The organism is Streptomyces sp. NBC_00440 (assembly GCF_036014215.1).
Taxonomy (GTDB): domain Bacteria; phylum Actinomycetota; class Actinomycetes; order Streptomycetales; family Streptomycetaceae; genus Streptomyces.
Map to the genome: position 1 here is coordinate 4,010,948 of NZ_CP107921.1, position 15,467 is coordinate 4,026,414.

At 70.8% G+C, this 15,467-nt stretch carries 13 protein-coding genes and 1 tRNA gene; 10 read left to right on the forward strand and 4 right to left on the reverse strand.

Annotated features, from left to right (window positions below; genetic code table 11):
• Nucleotides 1-50: 50 nt before the first annotated feature.
• Both OHB13_RS18110 and OHB13_RS18115 read right to left on the reverse strand, forming a co-directional pair.
• Nucleotides 51-135: transfer RNA gene (locus tag OHB13_RS18110), tRNA-Ser, on the reverse strand.
• A 43-nt stretch (nucleotides 136-178) separates the two neighbouring features.
• The gene (locus OHB13_RS18115; protein WP_266855305.1) at nucleotides 179-1,600 is read right to left on the reverse strand and encodes a S1C family serine protease; all 1,422 of its coding nucleotides are present in this window, start codon (nucleotides 1,598-1,600) and stop codon (nucleotides 179-181) included.
• A 340-nt stretch (nucleotides 1,601-1,940) separates the two neighbouring features.
• On the opposite strand from OHB13_RS18115, the gene OHB13_RS18120 reads away from it, so the two are divergent.
• The 3 genes from OHB13_RS18120 (at nucleotide 1,941) to OHB13_RS18130 (ending at nucleotide 4,653) form a co-directional block, all read left to right on the forward strand.
• Nucleotides 1,941-2,747, forward strand: a complete 807-nt coding sequence (locus OHB13_RS18120) for a glycerophosphodiester phosphodiesterase (RefSeq protein ID WP_328377804.1) — start codon at nucleotides 1,941-1,943, stop codon at nucleotides 2,745-2,747.
• A 208-nt stretch (nucleotides 2,748-2,955) separates the two neighbouring features.
• On the forward strand, nucleotides 2,956-3,549 hold the full coding sequence (locus tag OHB13_RS18125; protein WP_266860905.1) for an ATP-binding protein: 594 nt from the start codon (nucleotides 2,956-2,958) through the stop codon (nucleotides 3,547-3,549).
• A 120-nt stretch (nucleotides 3,550-3,669) separates the two neighbouring features.
• Nucleotides 3,670-4,653: a DUF5926 family protein gene (locus OHB13_RS18130; RefSeq protein WP_328377805.1), complete on the forward strand. Its 984-nt coding sequence runs from the start codon at nucleotides 3,670-3,672 to the stop codon at nucleotides 4,651-4,653.
• Nucleotides 4,654-5,090: 437 nt separating this feature from the next.
• Here the strand turns inward: OHB13_RS18130 and OHB13_RS18135 are convergent, their stop codons facing one another.
• Nucleotides 5,091-5,813, reverse strand: a complete 723-nt coding sequence (locus OHB13_RS18135) for a bifunctional DNA primase/polymerase (protein WP_328377806.1) — start codon at nucleotides 5,811-5,813, stop codon at nucleotides 5,091-5,093.
• 516 nt (nucleotides 5,814-6,329) lie between these two features.
• On the opposite strand from OHB13_RS18135, the gene OHB13_RS18140 reads away from it, so the two are divergent.
• Nucleotides 6,330-8,030, forward strand: coding sequence for a PP2C family protein-serine/threonine phosphatase (locus tag OHB13_RS18140; protein WP_328380323.1), 1,701 nt, complete (start codon nucleotides 6,330-6,332; stop codon nucleotides 8,028-8,030).
• A gap of 129 nt (nucleotides 8,031-8,159) precedes the next feature.
• Complete coding sequence (locus OHB13_RS18145) at nucleotides 8,160-9,650, forward strand: aminopeptidase P family protein (RefSeq protein WP_266855301.1); 1,491 nt, start codon at nucleotides 8,160-8,162, stop codon at nucleotides 9,648-9,650.
• A gap of 107 nt (nucleotides 9,651-9,757) precedes the next feature.
• Here the strand turns inward: OHB13_RS18145 and OHB13_RS18150 are convergent, their stop codons facing one another.
• Nucleotides 9,758-10,231: an ATP-binding protein gene (locus OHB13_RS18150; protein WP_328377807.1), complete on the reverse strand. Its 474-nt coding sequence runs from the start codon at nucleotides 10,229-10,231 to the stop codon at nucleotides 9,758-9,760.
• A gap of 251 nt (nucleotides 10,232-10,482) precedes the next feature.
• Here OHB13_RS18150 and OHB13_RS18155 point away from each other — a divergent pair, with 251 nt between their 5' ends.
• The 5 genes from OHB13_RS18155 (at nucleotide 10,483) to OHB13_RS18175 (ending at nucleotide 15,467) form a co-directional block, all read left to right on the forward strand.
• Nucleotides 10,483-11,310 carry a hypothetical protein gene (locus tag OHB13_RS18155; RefSeq protein WP_328377808.1) on the forward strand — a complete coding sequence of 276 codons (828 nt, stop codon included), beginning with the start codon at nucleotides 10,483-10,485 and terminating at the stop codon, nucleotides 11,308-11,310.
• A 107-nt stretch (nucleotides 11,311-11,417) separates the two neighbouring features.
• Nucleotides 11,418-12,245 carry a YcnI family copper-binding membrane protein gene (locus OHB13_RS18160; protein ID WP_328377809.1) on the forward strand — a complete coding sequence of 276 codons (828 nt, stop codon included), beginning with the start codon at nucleotides 11,418-11,420 and terminating at the stop codon, nucleotides 12,243-12,245.
• Between the two features lie 38 nt (nucleotides 12,246-12,283).
• Nucleotides 12,284-12,970 (forward strand): SCO family protein, encoded by a 687-nt coding sequence (locus OHB13_RS18165; protein ID WP_328377810.1) that lies wholly within the window; start codon nucleotides 12,284-12,286, stop codon nucleotides 12,968-12,970.
• Nucleotides 12,967-13,491: a copper chaperone PCu(A)C gene (locus OHB13_RS18170; protein WP_328377811.1), complete on the forward strand. Its 525-nt coding sequence runs from the start codon at nucleotides 12,967-12,969 to the stop codon at nucleotides 13,489-13,491. Before OHB13_RS18165 ends, OHB13_RS18170 begins: the two co-directional genes overlap by 4 nt.
• A gap of 14 nt (nucleotides 13,492-13,505) precedes the next feature.
• Nucleotides 13,506-15,467: a copper resistance CopC/CopD family protein gene (locus OHB13_RS18175; protein ID WP_328377812.1), complete on the forward strand. Its 1,962-nt coding sequence runs from the start codon at nucleotides 13,506-13,508 to the stop codon at nucleotides 15,465-15,467.

Sequence of the window (15,467 nt, forward strand, 5' to 3'; positions counted from 1 at the left end):
CCGCGAACGGGGGCGCCCCTTCTCTGATCAGCACGTTCTCTGACCTGCTGCGGTGGGTGTGGGATTTGAACCCACGGTGACTCTCGCCACGACGGTTTTCAAGACCGTTCCCTTAGGCCGCTCGGGCAACCCACCCCGCACCACCCCGCCGGGGTGATGCGGGAAACAGACTAGCGCGTCAGCTGTCGCCCTTGCGCTGGCCCAGGGTGACCTCGACCGTGTGCTCCTTGCCGTCGCGCTTGTAGGTGAGCTGGACCTTGTCGCCCGGCTTGTGCGTCCAGATCGTGCCGATCAGGGTCGGGCCGCTGTCGATCGCCGTGCCGTCCAGCTTGGTGATCACGTCACCGGGCTTGAGGCCGGCCTTGGCCGCCGGGCCGTTGGCCACGACCGAGGCCGTGCCGCTCGCGCCCTGGTCGGAGATCTTGGCGCCGTTGCCCTGCTCGTCCATGGCGACCGTGGCGCCGATCACCGGGTACACCGGCTGGCCGGTCTTGATCAGCTGCTGGGCGACGTTCTTCGCCTGGCTGATCGGGATGGCGAAGCCCAGGCCGATCGAGCCGGCCTGCGAGTCACCGCCGAGGCTGCCGCTGCTGGCCGACTGGATGGCCGAGTTGATGCCGATGACCGCCCCGCGGTCGTCGAGCAGCGGGCCGCCCGAGTTGCCCGGGTTGATCGAGGCGTCGGTCTGCAGGGCGCTCATGTACGAGGCCTTGCTGCCCGAGCCGTCGCCCGAGGCGACCGGGCGGTTCTTGGCGCTGATGATGCCGGTCGTCACCGTGTTGGACAGGCCGAACGGCGCACCGATCGCGATGGTCGAGTCGCCAACCGCCACCTGGTCCGAGTTGCCGAGCTCCAGCGGGGTCAGCCCGGAGGGGGCGTTCTTGAGCTTGACGACGGCCACGTCGTAACCCTGCGCCCGGCCGACCACCTCGGCGTCGTACTTCTTGCCGTTGGAGAACGTCGCCGTCAGGGTGCCCCCGTCGGCCGCCTCCGCCACCACGTGGTTGTTGGTGAGGATGTGGCCCTGGGTGTCATAGATGAAGCCGGTGCCCGTGCCGCCGTCGCCGTTGCCGCTCTTGGCCTCTATGGTCACCACGCTCGGAAGCGCCTTGGCAGCGATCCCCGCCACGGTGTTCGGGGAGCGCTTGACGTCCTGCGCCTTGCCGGGTGCCGACACGGTCGTCGAGCCCGTCGCGTTGTCGCTGTGCTCGGCGGCGAAGTACCCGATGCCGCCGCCGATACCGCCCGCGACCAGCGCCGCGACGACCACCGCAGCGATCAGACCGCCCGCGCGCTTCTTCGGCGCGGCGGGCGGAGCCGGTACGGGCGCACCCCATACGGGGCCGCCGCCCTCCCCGTATCCGCCGTTGCCGCCGCCCCCGTACGCAGGAACTGACGGCGGCGGCGGAGGCCAGCCGGCGTCCGCGGCCCGGACGGGCTCGGGCGCGCCGGCGGGCACCGGCCCAGGGAGCTGCGCAGTGGCTTCGGTGGCGGAAGCGGGCGTGCCCTCAGGAGCGGCAACCGGTACGGGAGGTGCGGACGGGGCGGGTGGTGCGGTCTCGGCCGCCGTGCCCTCGGTGCCCTCGTTCTCGGTGCTCACAGCTCTTTCTCCTCGGTTCCACGTCGTCTCGGTCAGAGTCCCGCTGTGCAAGTGTCTGCGGACAGCTTTTCCCACAGCACGTCGGGGCACTGTAAACGGGAGCTGTGCGTCTTCGTCTTCTCAGTGGGTTGTCCTGCTGCGTTGTCCTACTGCGATGTCCTGCGGGGTCGTACTACGGGGTTGTCCTGCTCGGTCGTCCCACTGAACTTCTCCCCGCCCGCTCCCCGCACATCCTTTATTTCGGATGAGAAGGATGAGAGGGGTGAGAAGCCCGCACCTTCACACACCTGCCCGCGCCCTTCTGCGTCCTCCTACCCCGCCACGGTGGCACCATGACGCGGTGACCCACGTACGACAGCACAGCATCCAGGTCGTCGCTCACCGAGGGGCATCCGAGGACGCCCCCGAGCACACCCTCGCCGCGTACACGCGTGCCATCGAGGACGGCGCCGACGCCCTCGAATGCGATGTACGGCTCACCGCCGACGGCCATCTCGTCTGTGTGCACGACCGCCGGGTGAACCGCACATCCGACGGCCGCGGCGCGGTCTCCACTCTGGAACTGTCCGATCTGGCCACCCTCGACTTCGGGTCCTGGCGGGACTGGAAGGACCCGCAGGAGTCCCCGGACTGGGACCGGGAGAGTACGTCCGTACTCACCCTGGACCGGCTCCTGGAGCTGGTCCACGACTCGGGCCGCCGGGTGGAGCTGGCCATCGAGACCAAGCACCCCACCCGGTGGGCCGGCCAGGTGGAGGAGAAGCTGCTCGCGGCGCTGGCCCGTTTCGGTCTGGACTCGCCGTCGCAGGGTGACTCGTCGCCGGTGCGGATCATGAGCTTCTCGGCCCGTTCGCTGCACCGGATCGCCGCCGCCGCGCCCGCCATCCCCACCGTCTATCTGCTGCAGTTCCTCTCGCCGCGGCTGCGCGACGGCCGGCTGCCCGCCGGTGCCGGGATCGCCGGCCCCGGCATGCGGATCGTGCGCAACCACCCCGGCTACATCGAGCGGCTGCACCGGGCCGGGCACCAGGTGCATGTGTGGACCGTGAACGAGCCCGAGGACGTCGCGCTCTGCGCCGAGCTGGGAGTGGACGCGATCATCACCAACCGCCCGAAGCAGGTCCTGTCCCAACTGGGCCGCCCTTAGCCCCACTTAGTCCTGATTAGCAACCTGAGACCGATTAGTCCCTTTCAATCCAGTTCAATCCCTATTAATGCGGTCACAGGGAGTGCACCGGCGCGTTCGGTTCGTATTCGAGCATGTTGAGTGCGTCACCGGGCCCCCTTTGGCCGGTTTCCGGTCCAGTAACCCGGGGCATCCAATCGGTGGCGTGGGGGCAAAGGAGGTCTCGGGGGTGGCGTTGGTGGTGGCACAGGAAGTGCCCGCGTCGTCGAGCATGGCCGTACCCCATGGCCCTGCGGGCGTGGGTGAAGCGAGACACCGGATGCGTGATCAGCTGCGCAGGACCGGGGTGTCCGACTCGGTCGTCGACGACGCCGTACTGATCCTTTCCGAACTGCTCAGCAACGCCTGCCGGCATGGCAGGCCGCTGGGCCGGACGGAGATCGGCGACGGCGACGTACGGGCTGCTTGGCGCGTGGACAAGGCAGGCAGACTGACCGTGGAAGTGACGGACGGGGGCGGTCCGACCCGACCGGTTCCGGCCACTCCATCGGTCACGGCACGGGGCGGCCGCGGGCTCAACATCATCAGTGCGCTGGCCCAGGAGTGGGGCGTACGGGACAACGCGTCGGGCGAAGTGACCGTCTGGGTGCTCGTCACCGAGGCGCGCCGCGAGGACTTCACCGCCGCCGGGCCCGCCGGTGGGCCGGATTTCCCGGCGCCGGCCGCCCCGGCCGTGTCGGCCGTCGCGGGCTTCCCGGAATTCGCCGAGGTCGCCGACTTCCCTGATGTCTCGGTCCCGGACGTCTTCGACGGAGTCGACTGATCCGGTACCGGACGGGTGGGGAGCTGCGGTCCGGTCTCCGTGAGCCCCCGCACGAACGGGCGGACATCCCATAGGCTCGCGCCACACACAGGACCAGCGCAGTCGGGAGAGAGCCGCACCATGGCGAAGAAGCGTCCTCAGACGAAGGCCCCTCACGGAACCAACGGGGCCCGCTCCGCAGGCGCCGCTGAGCATGTCCCCGTGGTCGGGGCCCGTGAGCCCTGCCCCTGCGGCTCCGGCCGCCGCTACAAGGCCTGCCACGGCCGGGCCGCAGCGCACGCCGTGGCCGAGCTGGTCCAGCGCCCCTTCGAGGGGCTGCCCGGTGAGGGCGACTGGGTCGCGCTGCGCGAGCTGGTGCCCGCGGCGACCGTGGAACTCACCCTCAAGGGCGGGCTGCCCGACGGTGTGCCGTCCGTGACGCTCGCGACCGTCCTGCCGATGGCCTGGCCCGCGCTGCGGCGTGACGACGGCTCCGTCCTGGTCGGCCTGCAGAACGACACCCCGTCCGGCGACCTCAGCCGCGACCTGGCCGACACCCTCCAGCGGGCCCTGACCGCCGAGCCCGGCACGCCGGTCGCCGGTAAGCAGGCCGCACCCGACGGGCCCCGGCTCCAGGACCTGTTGGACCCGGGCGCCCCCTTCGCGCCGGTGGTGCACCCCGGGTTCGAGTTCTGGGTGCCCGACTCGGAGAACGCCACCCCGGAGGTCTCCGCCTCGCTGGAGCGCGCGAACGAGGCGGTCATCCCCACCGTGAAGCTCGCATCGGTGGACTCCGCCTACTGGTGCGAGACCCCCGACAAGAACCATCTGCGCTGGGTGATGCTCCACCCCGAGGAGCAGCTCCTGGACGCCCTGGCCCGGCTGCATGCCGCGGGCACCTCATCGCTCGGCGTCGGCACCAGGCTGGTCGGCTCCTTCCGGGCGCACGGGCTCACGGTGCCGGTCTGGGACCTGCCGAGCGCGATGAACGCCGAGGAGTGCGAGAAGCCCGCGGCCGAGTTCGCGGAGCGGCTCGCCGAGGCTCTGGCCGCCGACGCTCCGCTCACTCCGGAGGAGCGCCGGGCCCGCGGCGGTCTCACCAACCGCCAGGTGACGCTCAGCTGAGAGTGACGACCCGGACGGAACAGCAGGTGACTCCAGTCACAACTGCCCGTACGCGCGGGTAAGTCGCTGTCCGAATACATGAGATCGAATTTGCGAACCGCCGATCTCTTGTTACCGTTCTAGTAGCCCGGTCGTTGGTGCATCCCCCGTCGCCAACGGCCGGGCCCTTCCATGCCCGGGTTGTCAATGCCCGGCAGGGGGCGCGGAGTTGCTTCCGGAGCACAGGCGCAGCGCGCCGCCCCGGCACCGTCCGCCCCCGCGACACAAGCCGCCGGCCCTCGTACTCCCTGCGCGTCCCGCACGCCGGTTCCCGCAGGGCGCGAGTCCCGTCCACGGAGCCGGCCGCGCGACCCGACGCACGGTCCGGCCGTCCGGCACCCTCACGGTGTGTACGCATCCGGGTGCCGCTCGGCCGTCAGCAGCAGGCGGGCCGGCCGTCAGTAGGCGAGCTTGCTGCCGCCGCCGGGAGCGCCGGTGCTCGCCTCGACCAGCGCGTCCACCACCGCTTCGACATCCGGTAGCCAGGGTGCCGCCGCAATACCGCGAGCGCCGGCTGAGCCTCCCGCGCCCGGCAGCGGCCGTGCGGCCGGGGAAGGAGCCCGCTCCCACCAGACCGGGCCCTTGCCCGTCTCGGACGGCGGCAGCACCAGATAGCCACCCTCGCCGTGGAACCGCAGCGAGCTGGGTACCCAGTCCTTGGCGTGCAGCAGTTCGCCGAGCCGTTCCAGTGAGTACGGGGCGACCAGCAGCGACCAGCGTGTGGGCGTCGCCACGACCGGTCCGATCCGCATGTCCATCCGGTCGAGCGCCACCAGCGCGCGTGCACCCGCGACGGCGGGCAGGCTGAGCGCGCACGGCGCGCGGCCGCCCGTCGCCATGATCACCGGGGCGTCGGGACGGCTGGTCCACCACCAGCGCACCATGCGCTCGTCCGTGGTCGCCGTGAGCAGCCCTGGGTCGAAGGGGTGTGCGCCGGGTACGACGCACTCGGGGTCGGGGCAGCCGCAGCTGCGCTCCCGGCCGGCGGAGGCGGTGTGCCCCACGCCGGGAACGACGGGCCACTGCCAGCCGGTTGCGCAGGTCAGCGCCGCATCGAGCTGGGCGTGCCTCCCGCTGCGCCGGAACCGGAGTCCGCGTCGCCTTCCGAGGATCTCGCGCATGAGCGCTCGTTCCTTTCCGTTGAACGCCGAGGTCCGCATCGCGCCATGGATATGTCGCGTCGCTGTACGTACACACGCTGCTGGCCTGCGGTGTTGATGACCGGCAGGGCGGAGCTGGTCCGAGTTCACTGCTCAAGCATGGCCAGGAGTGGCGCGTGCGTGGCGCGTACTTGTCCCGTGCTGTCTGTGCTTGCTGTCTGTGCTGTGCGCTGTGCCGGAGAATCGCCGTGCCGCTGAATCGCTGTGTCACTGTGCCGCTTGCGCGAACCCCGCCGTTCGGGGTTGGGGCGTGACCCACAGCGGTTTAGACGCCCAGGCCTGCCGCCAGGTTCCGGGGCCGTGTCAACTGCCCCTGGTCATCACCGGTTACGTACCCACCGCAGTCGGTGTGACGCTCTGCCGAACGACCTCAGTCGACATCAAATAGCCGCACAGGGGGGCACTTTCCGGCCAAGTTGGTTATCTACTGGAGGGAGACAGTTTCCTCCCGTGGACACCAGGGGCCCCAAGGGGACAATGCTGGACATCTCCTCGCTTCTGCGTGTACATGTGGATCCATTGATAGCTACGCAGAATGGTATGGGGGTTTGCGATGCTATTGAGCGAAACACACCAGTCAGAAAGCCGGCTGCCATGAGCGCACCTCACCTGCCGAAAGTGGCTGGAATCGACTCCACAGTTCCGGCCCCCGCGCACACTGCCGCACCACTCCCCGCCCCCGTTCCCGCCGCCGCCCCCGGCGCCCTCATCCAGGACCGGCTGGCCGGCTGGGTCTTCGACCTCACCACGCTGCACGAACTCACCGAACGGCTGGCCGCCACCAACACCCTGGACGACGCGCTCCAGGAGTTCCTGCGGGCGGGCGCCTCCCTGGTGGGTGCCCGGCGCGGCCTGGTCGTACTGGAGCCCGCGGGCACCTCGGCGCAGGGCGCAGCGGCGTACGGCCCCTGCCCCGCCCGCACCGTCGGACTCGGACTCACCCACGCCGAACTCGGCCACATCGAAACGGTTCCTCGCAGCCTCACCGCGTACGGACGCATCCTCGAAGCCGGCAGTACGGGCACGCCCCCCGGCGCGCGCTCCGGCGCGAAGAACAGCACGGAGCACGACACCGGGAGCAGCACACAGAACAGCACGGGCAACAGTGGCGAGAGCCGCGCGCAGAACAGCACAGGCAGCACCGGGAACACCGCGCAGAGCAGCACAGGCGGCCGTGGCGAGGGCGGCGCCGACACCGCCCCCGTCGACGGTGTCGCCACCCCCGACATCCTCGGCGACAAGCAACTCGACCCGCGCCACCGCGAGGTCGCCACCCGCCTCGGCTACGCCGCCAGCTACGCCGTCCCGCTGTCGGCCGCGACGGCCGGGCCGCTCGGCGCGGCCGTCTGGCTCTACGACGAACCCGCCGAACCCGTGGAACGCCACCGCCGTCTCGTCGGCCTCTACACCCGGTACGCGAGCGAGCACCTGGCCCGGCTGGTCGAACTGACCCGAGCCCGCGCCCGGGTGACCACCCTCACCGACGAACTGCTGCCCCGCCGGCTGCCCAGGGTGCCCGGAGTGCAGCTCGCCGCCTGCCACCGCACCGGACCGCGCGGCGGCGGCGACTGGTACGACGCGCTGCCGCTGGCCGACGGCGCGCTCGGCCTCACCGTCGGATCGGTCACCGGCTCGGGCCCCGGTGCCACCGCCGCGATGGGACGGCTGCGGGCCGGGCTGCGGGCGTACGCCGTCATGGAGGGCGAGGACCCGGTCGCGGTCCTCTCCGACCTCGAACTGCTGCTGCGGCTCACCGAACCCGCCCGCTCGGCGACCGCGCTCTTCGCCTACTGCGAACCGGCACAGCGCAAGATCGTGCTGGCCGGCGCCGGCCACACCCCGCCGCTGATCATCGGCGACCGGCGCACCGAGTTCATCGAGACCTCGCTGTCGGCGCCGCTGGGGATGCTCTCCTGCTGGGAAGCGCCGAGTGTGGAGTTCTCACCTGCGCCAGGAGAGACGGTTCTGCTCTGCACCGACGGGCTGCTGCGCCGCACCGGGGACTCCACGGACCGTGCGTTCGCCCGGCTCCACTCGGTGGCGGCGAACCTGCCCCGGCCGCTGCGCGACGACCCCGCCGCGATCGCGGACCACGTCCTGCGAACCCTGCTGCCCGAAGGCCTCGACCAGCAGGAATGCGCCGAGGACGTGGTGATTCTGGCCGCCCGTTTCGACTGATCCCCCCTCAGGTGCAGGGCAGTCCGGGTAAGAGGCCTTTCGGCACTGTGCCCCCTTCCGTACACCCGTACGATGGAGGGGGCCTGCGTCGTATCAAGGGGCCCAGCGTCGTATCGAGGAGACAGAAACGTGTCTGAGGAGCTCACACCGGAGACCCCGGAGACCGAGACCCCGGAATCCCTGGAGACCCCGGCAGCGGAGGCCGTCAAGCCGCGGAAGAACGGCCTCTACCCGGCCGTGTCCGACGAGCTCGCCGAGAACATGAAGTCCGGCTGGGCCGACACCGAGCTGCACGGCCTGGAGCCGATCGCCCAGGCAGCACACACCGCCGCCCGCCGCGCCGCGCTCTCCGCGCGCTTCCCGGGTGAGCGCCTGGTGGTCCCGGCGGGCCGTCTCAAGACCCGCTCCAACGACACCGAGTACGCCTTCCGTGCCGCGAGCGAGTACGCGTACCTCACCGGCGACCAGACGCAGGACGGCGTCCTGGTACTCGAACCGGCCGCGGGCGGCGGGCACACCGCCACGATCTACCTGCTGCCCCGCTCCGACCGTGAGAACGGCGAGTTCTGGCTGAGCGGCCAGGGCGAGCTGTGGGTCGGCCGCAGGCACTCGCTCGCCGAGGCCGAGCAGCTGCTCGGGATCCCGGCGAAGGACGTCCGCGAGCTGCCCGCCGCGCTGACCGCGGCCACCGGGCCGGTCCGCGCCGTCCGCGGTTACGACGCGGGCATCGAGTCGGCGCTGACCGACAAGGTCACCGCCGAGCGCGACGAAGAGCTGCGCGTCCACCTCTCCGAGGCCCGCGCGGTGAAGGACGACTTTGAGATCGGCGAGCTGCAGAAGGCCGTCGACGCGACGGTGCACGGCTTCGAGGATGTCGTGAAGATCCTCGACAAGGCCGAGGCCACCTCCGAGCGCTACATCGAGGGCACCTTCTTCCTGCGCGCCCGCGTCGAGGGCAACGACATCGGCTATGGCTCGATCTGCGCCGCAGGACCGCACGCGACCACCCTCCACTGGGTGCGCAACGACGGCGACGTACGCTCCGGCGAGCTGCTGCTGCTGGACGCTGGTGTGGAGACGCACTCCCTCTACACGGCCGACGTGACCCGCACGCTCCCCATCGACGGCCGCTTCAACGCGCTCCAGCGCAAGATCTACGACGCGGTGTACGAGGCCCAGGAAGCCGGTATCGCCGCCGTCAAGCCCGGCGCCGCCTACCGCGACTTCCACGACGCGTCCCAGCGCGTACTCACCGAGAAGCTCGTCGAGTGGGGCCTCGTCGAGGGACCCGTGGAGCGGGTGCTCGAACTGGGTCTCCAGCGCCGCTGGACCCTGCACGGCACCGGTCACATGCTCGGCCTCGACGTCCACGACTGCGCGGCCGCGCGCACCGAGGCGTACGTCAACGGCACGCTGGAGCCCGGCATGTGCCTCACGGTCGAGCCCGGTCTGTACTTCCAGGCGGACGACCTGACGGTGCCCGAGGAGTACCGCGGCATCGGGGTCCGGATCGAGGACGACATCCTCGTCACCGCCGACGGCAACCGGAACCTGTCCGCGGGGCTGCCGCGCCAGGCGGACGAGGTCGAGGCGTGGATGGCCTCGGTCAAGCAGGGCTGACCTTCCCGGCAGAACCGGCCGGACCGGCCGCACCCGCAGAACCCGGTAAGCCCGCGAGAGCAGGGGGCGCGCCGTTCAGGGCAGTACCGCCGTTGAGGGCAGTACAGTCACGACGCCCTGAGCAGCGCGTCCTCGCGCCATTTCAAGACCTTGTCGAAGCGCACCATCGCGCCACGGCCCGGCCGGTTACGGAAGTCGGCGTGGTCGGAGAGTTCCGCGATCAGACCCAGGCCGCGGCCGCTCTCGGCGCAGGGCGGCGCCGTCGGATGTGCCAGCACGTTCTGCGGCGCGGTGCGGCGCTTCTGCCGGACGGGAAAGCCCGGACCGGAGTCGGTGACCTCGATCCGGCACCGCTCACCGTCCAGGAACGCCGTCACCCGGTACCCCGGAGAAGTGGCGCCCGGCCCTCCGGTTCCGCCGTGCTCCACCGCGTTCGCACAGGCCTCGCTGAGTGCGAGCGACAGATCGAAGGAGATGTCGGGGTCAACGCCCGCGGTCTCCATGGCACCGAGCAGAAGACGGCGGGCGAGCGGAACGCTCGCGGCTTCGCGCCGCAAATGCAGAGACCACCAGATGCTCATGCTCCAGCCTCCTGGCTGCGGCTCGACATTACGGTTACGTATTGCCGCGGTACGGGGGGCGTAAGCACGCAGTTGACGTGATACCGCTCATTCGGCGGACGCGCATACCCCGTGCGCAGGTGTACCGCGGGCGCCTGTGGCAGACGTTTCGCGGGAACTCGAACCGCGTGCGGGCGGCTCACCGGGACGGATGCGGACCTTCCGGACCTGCCGTATGCGGGCCCCGGGCCCAGTGCGATGATGGCCCGGCCATGCTTACCTCAGCCGTACGCGCCGGAGTCGTTCCACGGCTCCTGAGGACCGCGGTCTTCACCGCGGTCTGCGTCGTGCTGGCCGGGGTGGGACACGCACTGGCCTCCGGTGCGGCCGTCCCGTGGCGGCCGCTGGTCCTCGGGTTCGCCGGGCTGTTCGTCGTGGCCGCGCCCTTCGCCGGGCGGGAGCGCTCGCTGCCCGGCATCGCCGCGGCACTGACCGCGGGCCAGCTCGCACTGCACACCCTGTTCGGGCTCGGCCAGCACGGCGCCATGATGATGGGCGCCATGGGCACGACCGCCGCGACGGGCGGTACGGGCGGGCCCGCCGGCAACACTTCCGCGGTGGTTCAGCTCGCGGGGAAGCTCGTCTGCGGCGCCGGGGCTGCCCCGCTGAGCGCGGCCAAGGCCCACAGCATCGTCAGCGCGGCGGGCATCGACCCGTCGACGAGTGCCGCCCAGGCCGCACCGCATCACATGGCGGGCGCCACGGCCTCGACGTGCCTCTTCATGCTGCCGAGCCTTCCCATGGTGCTCGGCCATCTGCTGGCGGCCCTGGCGACCGGCTGGGTGCTGCGACGCGGCGAGATCGCCCTGTTCCGGCTGACCCGGCAGTCGCACGGTGTCGCCGAGGGGGCGCTCGTACGCAATCTGCGCGCCGCGCTCGCGCTGGTACGCGCCTTGCGTGCCGGGCTTCCGGGAGCACCCGCCCATGGGCCGCGCGCCGGGTACGCACCTCTCCCCGCGCCCTTGTGGACGGCGGGCGAAGCACTCCAGCACACGGTGATCAGGCGCGGTCCGCCCGTCATATACGCGTTCGCAGCCTGACGCGGCACCTCCCCACGCGAGAAGCGACGGGAGCGGGTGCCGTGCTGTCCGCGCGCACCGGCGCGCGGGCTGCCACCCTTCCTTCCGCACCGTGGAGTGTGTTCCGTATGAGCATCAACCCGCTAAACGCCGACCTGCTGGGCAACACCCGTGAGGGCACCGGCCATGAGGGCGCCGGCCTTCAGGGCGCCGGCCGCCGCCCGGGGCGCACCCGCCGTATCGCCGTGGTCGGTGGCATCGCCGCCGCGTCCGTCCTGGCGCTGTCGGGTACGGCCTTCGCGCACGTCACCGTCCAGCCGCAGGGCGACGCGGCCAAGGGCGGTTACGCGACGATCGCGTTCAAGGTTCCCAACGAGCGTGACAACGCGTCGACCACCAAGCTTGAGGTCAACTTCCCGACCGACCACCCGCTCGCGTCCGTGATGCCGGAGCCCGTGCCGGGCTGGAAGGTCGACGTCACCACGTCGAAGCTGGCCAAGCCGCTGACCATCGAGGGCAAGCAGATCGACAAGGCCGTCACCAAGGTCACCTGGACCGGCGGGAAGATCGCGCCCGGACAGTTCGAGCAGTTCCCGCTCTCCGTCGGCCAGCTGCCCACCAACACCGATCAGTTGACCTTCAAGGCTCTGCAGACGTACTCCGACAAGGAGGTCGTGCGCTGGATCGAGGAGCAGAAGCCGGGCGCCGACGAGCCGCAGAACCCGGCGCCCGTGCTCAAGCTGACCCCGGCCGCCGACACGGCCGGCGCCACACCGGGCAGCGCGTCCGGCGATACATCCGCATCGGGCGACAGCGGCACGCCCGCCAAGACTGCCACCGCCTCGTCTTCGGACGGCAGTGACAACACCGCCAGGATCCTCGGGGTCATCGGCATCGTCATCGGCATCGCGGGCGTCGCCTTCGGTGTCCTCGCCGGCCGCCGCCGTACCGCCTGACGGGCCCCTACCACCCACAGCACTTGGGACGTTCCTCCATGCACAGCACGACACGCAGCACATACAAGAAGTCGCTGACGGCCGCCGCCCTCGCGGTGGCGGCCGCCTTCTCCCTCGCGGCCTGCAGCACCGACAGCGGCAGCAGCGGCAGCGGCGGCAAGAACCCGGTGGCCGATGTCTCCGGTGGGCAGAAGACGCAGGCAGCGACGGTGCTCGACACCCCGTTCACGAAGCCGGACTTCGTCCTCACGGACACGCACGGCAAGAAGTTCGACTTCCGCAAGGAGACGAAGGGCAAGCCGACGCTGATCTACTTCGGCTACACGCACTGCCCCGACATCTGCCCGCTGACCATGGGCAACATCGCCGTGGCCAAGAAGGCCCTGCCCAAGGACGAGCAGAAGAAGCTCCAGGTCGTCTTCGTCACCACCGACCCGGGCCGCGACACCCCGTCCGAGCTCGGCAAGTGGCTGAAGGCGCAGGACCCGTCGTTCATCGGGCTCACCGGCAACTTCAAGACGATCCAGGCGGGCGCCCGCTCGATCGGGATCGGCATCTCCCCGACCAAGAAGGAGAAGGACGGCACGATCGTCTCGATGCACGGGGCGCAGGTCATCGCCTTCTCGCCGAAGACGGACAAGGGTTACCTCCTGTACGGCGAGGACACCACCGTCAAGGACTACACGAAGGATCTCCCGAAGATCGTCAAGGGTGAGAAGCCGTGAGCCGGGGCACGCGGGCGACCGCCGTCTGCGCCATAGCCGCCGCTGCGGCCCTGGCGCTGGCCGGGTGTTCCTCGTCCGGCTCGGGGTCGGGGTCCGGTTCCGGCTCGGGGTCGGGTTCCGGCTCGGCCGACATCCGGGCCGGCGGCAAGCCCGAGCTGAAGGTCACCGAGTCCTTCATGCCCGAGCCGGTCGGCGGCAGCGGGATGGCCGCGGGGTTCGTGACCGTGACCAACAGCGGTGCCACCGCGGACCGGCTCACGTCCGTCACCAGCACACTCTCCGACGACGTCACCATGCACACCACCAAGAACCAGCAGATGCTCGCCGTGAAGTCGCTCCCGGTCCCCGCCCACGGCGAACTGGATCTGGAGCGCGGCGGCAACCACCTCATGTTCATGCACCTCAAGAAGCAGCCCAAGCGTGGCCAGAAGGTGGCCGTGGAACTGCACTTCGCGAAGGGCGGCGTGCTCAAGGCCGAACTCCCCGTCAAGCAGCCCACCTACAACCCGCAGCACAGTTGAGGAGCTGACACACCATGACGGCGACCACCGCCCCACCGCGCTCCGGTCTTCCGCTCACCCGGCTGCTGCTCGTCGCGGCGGCGGTCCTCGGCGCGCTGTTCGCCGCGGCCGCCCCCGCCTCCGCGCACGCCGCGCTGCTCGGAAGCAATCCGAAAGCCGGAACGGTGGTCGCCAAGGCTCCGGCGGACGTCGCGCTCACCTTCTCCGAACAGGTCGCCATGGACAACAAGTCCATCCGCGTCCTCGACCCGAAGGGCAAGCGCTCCGACACCGCCAGACTCCGCAACCTCTCCAAGGGCAGCACCGTCACCTACGGTGTCGACCTGCGCCCCGGCCTCGCGAAGGGCACGTACACCGTCGCCTGGCAGGCCATCTCCGCCGACAGCCACCCCGTGTCGGGAGCCTTCACCTTCTCGATCGGCGCCCCGTCCAGGACCACGGTCTCCGCCACCGGCGAGAACGTCGGCGGCGGACTCGTCGGCGTCCTCTACGGCGCCGCGCGCTATGCCTCGTACGCCGGATTCATCGTCCTGGTCGGCGGCGCCGCCTTCGTCGTCGCCTGCTGGCAGCGCGGGGCGAACGAACGGCCGTTGCAGCGGCTCGTCGTACGCGGCTGGCTGACGCTGACCGCTGCCACCCTCGTCCTGCTGCTGCTCAGGGCCCCGTACACCGGCTCCGGGCACCTCGCGGACGTCTTCGACCTGAGCGCGCTCAAGGGCGTGCTCCAGACCAAACCCGGCGCCGCACTCGTCTCCAGGCTGCTGCTGCTCGGCGCTTCCGCGGTCTTCATCGCCGTCCTCTTCGGGGCGTACGCCCGGCGCACGGCCTCCACGGAGCCGGAAGCGGCGAAGGAGCGGAAGGACCTCGCCTTCGGTCTGGGCCTCGGGGGGACCGTCGTCGCCGCCGGGATCGCCGCCACCTGGGCGCTCACCGAGCACGCGTCGGTCGGCCTCCAGCCCGGGATCGCGATGCCGGTCGACATCGTGCACCTGCTCGCGGTCGCCGTCTGGCTCGGCGGTCTTGCCGCGCTGCTCGTCGCCCTGTTCCGTACTCCGTCCATCGAACGCGCCGCTGTGCAGCGGTTCTCCCGTATCGCCTTCACAGCTGTCTGCACCCTGGCGGCGACCGGCCTCTACCAGTCGTGGCGGCAGGTCGGCTCCTGGCACGCGCTGTTCGGTACGGGGTACGGGCAGCTGCTCATGGTGAAGGTGGGGCTCGTCGCGGTGGTCGTCTGCATCGCGTTCTTCTCGCGGCGCTGGACGGCGCGGCTCTCGGAGACGGCTGTGGGTGAGGCTGTTGACGCTGCCGAGGGCGGCGCTACCGGCACCGCAGCGCAGGAACAAGAACAGGACCAAGAACAGGAACAGGAACAGGAACAGGTCACTGTCCCCGCCGATCCGCAGCGCGCCGCCCAGCTCGCCCGGCAGCAGGCCGCCAGGACCGTGGTGCGCGAGAGGCGGGTACGGGACGCCGACCCGCACCGCACCGGGCTCCGGAAGTCGGTGCTCGCCGAGACCGTGGTCGCCGTGGCGCTGCTCGCCGTGACGACGGTCCTGACGACCACCGAGCCGGGCAGGACCGAGGAGGAGGCCGGACGGGGCGCCTCCTCGTCCGCCGCGGCGGCGGTGCCTTCGGGGCCGGTCGACATCACGCTCCCGTTCGACACGGGCGGCCCCAAGGGCAAGGGGACAGCGGCCCTCGAACTCACTCCGGGCCGCAGCGGCGACAACGAACTGCACCTCTTCGTGAACAACCCGGCAGGCAAGCCGTACGACGTCCCCGAGGTGAGGATCGCCCTCACCCTCAAGGCGAAGAAGATCGGGCCGCTGCCCGTCGTCCCCGACCACCTGTTCACCGGACACTGGAGCGCGGACGGCGTCCAGATCCCGATGGCGGGCAAGTGGGACATCGCAGTGACCGTGCGGACCTCCGACATCGACGAGACCACCGTGAACAAGACGGTGGAGATCGGCTGA